At 57.4% G+C, this 4,348-nt stretch carries 4 protein-coding genes and 1 pseudogene; 3 read left to right on the top strand and 2 right to left on the bottom strand.

The genetic code is table 11. The features are described from left to right. The coding region (locus SMC5_RS04160; RefSeq protein ID WP_119119717.1) for a DEAD/DEAH box helicase at positions 1-2,421 on the bottom strand (2,421 nt) is incomplete at its 3' end. Continuing rightward, positions 2,421-3,020 carry an aminoacyl-tRNA hydrolase gene (pth, locus tag SMC5_RS04155; RefSeq protein ID WP_126854937.1) on the bottom strand — a complete coding sequence of 200 codons (600 nt, stop codon included), beginning with the start codon at positions 3,018-3,020 and terminating at the stop codon, positions 2,421-2,423. The genes pth and SMC5_RS04160, both read right to left, overlap by 1 nt. Positions 3,021-3,167: 147 nt before the next feature. Here pth and rplU point away from each other — a divergent pair, with 147 nt between their 5' ends. The 3 genes and pseudogenes from rplU to SMC5_RS04140 form a co-directional block, all read left to right on the top strand. After that, the gene (rplU, locus tag SMC5_RS04150; protein ID WP_119119715.1) at positions 3,168-3,476 is read left to right on the top strand and encodes a 50S ribosomal protein L21; all 309 of its coding nucleotides are present in this window, start codon (positions 3,168-3,170) and stop codon (positions 3,474-3,476) included. 15 nt (positions 3,477-3,491) lie between these two features. Then, complete coding sequence (gene rpmA / locus SMC5_RS04145; RefSeq protein ID WP_119119714.1) at positions 3,492-3,788, top strand: 50S ribosomal protein L27; 297 nt, start codon at positions 3,492-3,494, stop codon at positions 3,786-3,788. Positions 3,789-3,883: 95 nt separating this feature from the next. Next, positions 3,884-4,348, top strand: a pseudogene (locus SMC5_RS04140) (GTPase ObgE); the annotation flags it as partial.

Raw genomic sequence — 4,348 nt, 5'->3', positions numbered from 1 at the left:
CTGCTCCTCGTCGAAGGGCATCAGGAACGTCCTGATGGGATACCGGCCGACCGGGGGCGTGTTGATGAGGGAGATGTCCCGGATACCTACGATAGACGATTCCAATGTGCGCGGGATGGGCGTGGCACTCAGAGTCAGCACATCGACCTCAGCTTTCATCTTCTTGATCTTCTCCTTGTCCATGACACCGAAGAGTTGTTCCTCGTCGACAATCATCAAACCAATGTCCTTGAAGTCGCCTGTCATGTTCAGAACCTTGTGGGTACCGACAGCGATGTCGACACCACCCTCGTGCAAAAGTTTGCGGTCGGCCGCAAGTTCCCTGGAGCCTACCATCCTTGAGAATAGTGCAACCTTGTACCCAATCGGGTCGAAGCGGGCCTCCAGGTTGCGAAAGTGCTGCATCGCCAAGATGGTCGTCGGAGCGATGATGGCGACCTGCTTGCCGTTTGCAACCGCGCGCGCCGCCGCCCGTATGGCCACCTCGGTCTTCCCGAAGCCGACATCTCCACACACCAGGCGATCCATCGGCTTTCCCGCCTCCATGTCGCTGAGGACGTCGGCGATGGCCTTGGACTGATCGGGGGTCAACTCGTAGGCGAAGGCGTCGACGACCGGTACCTCCAACTCTGGATTCGGCTTGAACATATAGCCCTCGCGCGCATGGCGCTTGGCTGCCGTCTCAAGCAGTTCATGGGCGATACGCCGGGCATCTTCTGCAGCCTCCTTGCGCGCCCGTTTCCACTTCCTCGATCCTGGTTCGTCCAAGGTTATCTCCGTGCGATCGCCAACATATTTCTCGAGATATCCCAGGCGTTCGACAGGCACATGGAGCAATGAGTGATCCTTGTATTCCAGAGAGATATAGTCCCGGGTGACACCATCGACCGTCATGGCGTTTATGCCCCTGAACACGCCGATGCCGTAGTCCCGATGGACGACGTAGTCGCCTTCGTGCAAGTCCTCGAGACGAGAGATGGCTTGGGAAAAGCGGGTCGTCTTCTTGGGGCTCATCGTGGCCTTCGGGAACAGTTCCTTGTCCGTCAGAACCATGAATCCCTCTGCGGCAAACCCCACCGACAGGGAGCCCTTGATAATAGCAAGTCTTGCCATGACACCCGGATCCTCGATCGTATCCATCACCAGATGCTGGGCCTTCTCGGGATTCCACGACACAACGTCGATAGCAGTCTCTCCGGGGGCGTGCAGGCCGAGGTACTCGTTCAAGGAACCCGACAGTGTCAGTGGAGGCAACTCGCGGGAAGCCGGAGTCATGGCGCCCTGGGCTGAGGTAGCGGTGAGCGAAATCGACCGGGCAAAATTGCCCAGAGCAAGTCTGGCAGTGTGCTCCACCTGATTGAGCGCGCTGGAGGATGGTACGAGGCCAGCTTGAATGCTTCGGTCATAGAGTTCCCGCGCAGAGTCGAAGATCTGCGTCAGTTCGGCTTCGGGGTCGACGTCGGCAAACACTGCTATGGCGCGGGGTCCAAGCAAGCCGGCAAGACCTCCACACATGCGCTCCGAATTCATATACTGATACAGAAAGTAGTTGACCCCTTTGCTGTTCGTCGTCGAAATGAAAGACTCCAGATCTTCGAGAAGCTCCGCATCCTGGTCCTCGCTTCCTTCAGCCGTCTTGCGCTCCTTCTTCCATCGCTCCGCAGCCATAGCGGCAAAACTCCGACGGGCCTCCTGGTCCAGCACGACGGGATACGGTGGCAGGATCCCGACTGACGACACGGGCTCCACTGACTGCTGCGTTACGGGGTCGAACAGCTTGATACGGCTTATGACATTACCTTCAAGCACAATGCGCGCCGGGTACTCTCCGACCTGCGAATACAGATCGAATACGTTGCCACGCATACTGAACTGACTCATCTCGGTGACCGATGAAACCGGTTCGTACCCCATCTCCAAAAGCCGGCGTCCCAGGGAATGTGGGATGATGCGATCCCCGACAGTCAGCGTAGAAACAAGCTCCGTGAAATCGCGCGCGGGGATGGAAGGGTCGATGAGTCCCTGGGCCGTCGTGAAAACGACAGTCTCTGCATGCGCATAGATCTGATCAAGGGCTCGAGCTCGGGCGAACGACAGTGGACGCGAGTACTGCGTGTACTCCATAATCTCGACGCCCAACTCGGGCAGGACCACAAAGGGCCGCGCACCCGTGATCGCCGCGGACATGCCGCGAACCATCGAAGACAGTTCCTCCGCACGGTCGACACTTGGACAAACAACCACAAGGGGTCGAGGGCAGAGTGTGACCAAAGCCGCCAGCAGCAGCTGCCGATAGCCGCTGGATGGACTCGAAACCGTGATAGAATCTGGTCGTTCCAGCAGTTGCGCGAATTTGACGAACAGTTCGGGAGCGCTGGCCTGCGCCTGCTGCAACAGCAGGTCGAACGAGCCAGACTGCATCAGTCCTTTGCCACCTTGTGGTTGAACATTTCCTGCGCAGCCATCAGCCCATCACAGATGATGGTTCGGACGACAGTCGGTGACGTCGCAATGACATCGATGATGGTTGGCCACTCGGACCTGGAGAATCTTGACAGCACGAAATCGATGACGCCGTCCTTGCTGCGTGGCTTTTCGATGCCGACGCGGACCCGCACGAATCCCTTTCCACCACAGTTGTCGACAATCGATCGGACCCCATTGTGACCTGCAGCGGTGGCGTTGAAACTCACCCTGACGGTACCAACCGGCAAGTCCATCTCGTCATGGATCACGATCAGGTTCTCGAGAAGAATGTTGCGTTCCTTCATCATTGGAGCGATAGCGACACCGGAACTGTTCATAAACGTCTGGGGCTTCACCAATACTATCCTGACGGGTTCCGGATCGTCACAGAGAGCCAGATCGACGGCTGCCCACTGTGCCAGTCGATTGTGGTTGAACCTGCGAACCTTGAACGAATGTGCGATAGCGTCGAGGGCCATGAAGCCTACGTTATGTCGTGTCTCACCATATTCGGGCCCCGGGTTGCCCAGTCCTGCGATCATAATCGTTTTCACAGATGGTATACTACTCGGGAGAGGCTAAATTTCAAGCTGTGAACGGTTGACAGGTGCCTCGAACACCGTATACTTTCTTCGCATTGGTCGGGTTCCCTAAGTGCCGCAAGGCCGCCTCGACCGAGCAATTCTTCGTGGAGGTAATCTATGTACGCTGTAATCGAAGCAGCAGGAAGGCAGTATCGGGTCGAGCCCGGCGAGATCGTCAAGATGGAAAAAATCGCCAGCGAACCCGGCACGCCGATCGTGTTCGACAAAGTCCTCGTCGTCACCACTGACGCCGGCACTCAAATCGGCAAGCCCTACGTTCTGGACGCAAAGGTGAGCGGTACGATCCTTCGTACCACGCGCGACCGTAAGATCCGTGTCTTCACCTACAAGAACAAGACGACACACAAGAAGCTCATAGGGCACAGACAAACATCGACCTACGTGAAGATCACGGAGATCGGGTAAGAGGGGCGGTGAACAATGGCACACAAGAAAGCAGGCGGTAAGTCACGTAACGGGCGGGACAGCAACCCGCAATACCTAGGCGTCAAGCTGTATGATGGCCAAGTCGTACGGTCAGGCAACATCATCGTGCGTCAGCGCGGCGAGCATTTCAAAGCCGGCAAGGGCGTCATGATGGGCCGCGACTATACCCTGTTCGCCGTCGTCGACGGAACAGTAAAGTTCGAGTCGCTCAAGACTGTGAAGCGCGTTCATGTGCTTCCTGTCCCTGAGCTCCCTGTTTCGGAAGCCACTGTTCCTGAACAGGCGAATTAGCATAGATAGGGAGCATTTCCATTAGAGACTCAGCTGACCGCATTCTCGACGAGGTCATAGTTCGAGTCACCTCGGGACACGGCGGAAACGGAGCAATGAGCTTCCGCCGTGAGAAGTATGTGGAGAAAGGCGGACCGGATGGCGGTGAGGGTGGCAGAGGTGGCGACGTCATCTTTATTTCTACCGGCCGATACTCGAGTCTTCAGTTCTTCGCAAAGAAGCGGACGTTCAGGGCCCAGGCCGGAGAGCCAGGCGCTGGACGCAACAAGCATGGGAGCGATGGACTGGACATTACCATCCTCGTCCCACTGGGCACCGTCCTGACGGATATTGTCTCAGAGGAAGTCCTGGCGGATCTGGTCGACGAGGGCGAGACTGTCACGGTAGCTCATGGCGGAAGCGGTGGCCGAGGTAATGCATCTTTTGCCACATCCGTCGACCGTGCCCCAAGGTACTGCGAACAGGGTATCCCTGCGGAGGAACGTCGCATCAGGCTGCGCCTGAAGGTCCTTGGCGACGTCGGCATTGTCGGCTTTCCGAACGCAGGCAAGAGCACACTG

It is taken from the genome of Candidatus Cryosericum odellii (genome assembly GCF_003570935.1).
GTDB classification, from domain to species: Bacteria; Caldisericota; Caldisericia; order Cryosericales; family Cryosericaceae; genus Cryosericum; species Cryosericum odellii.
The sequence above is the reverse complement of the archived record's forward strand: the minus strand, read 5'-3'. Positions and strand labels throughout refer to the sequence as shown.

Excerpts from the sequence above, each read along its gene's own strand:
- rplU (WP_119119715.1), top strand. The coding sequence starts at position 3,168 with ATGTACGCTGTAATCGAAGCAGCAGGAAGGCAGTATCGGGTCGAGCCC.
- rpmA (WP_119119714.1), top strand. The coding sequence starts at position 3,492 with ATGGCACACAAGAAAGCAGGCGGTAAGTCACGTAACGGGCGGGACAGC.